Annotated in this window: 1 pseudogene; it reads right to left on the bottom strand. The window is 63.7% G+C overall.

The window, feature by feature from the left end:
• Window positions 1–223 (bottom strand): annotated as a pseudogene (locus ACMUVN_RS33410) (sugar ABC transporter substrate-binding protein); the annotation flags it as partial.

Below are 223 nucleotides of genomic sequence, written 5' to 3'. Positions count from 1 at the left end.
GGGAACGTCGGTACGAGCCGGCACCGAACCCTTGACGACGTTGAAGGCCGACTGGAAGCTCTTCGACAGCGTTGCGGTTGCCAGCGCCACCTGCGCCGCCTTGCGGTCGTCGGGGACGTTGAACATGCCGAACATGTCGGAGTTGTAGATCACGCTGCCGTCGGTGCCGGGGAAGCGGTAGCACAGGAAGTCGGTATCCGGCGTCTTCTTGGCGGCGACGAAT

The sequence above is a fragment of the Rhizobium sp. IY2 genome, from assembly GCF_047532935.1.
Taxonomy (GTDB): domain Bacteria; phylum Pseudomonadota; class Alphaproteobacteria; order Rhizobiales; family Rhizobiaceae; genus Rhizobium; species Rhizobium anhuiense.
This window is presented reverse-complemented; position numbering and strand designations above follow the sequence as displayed.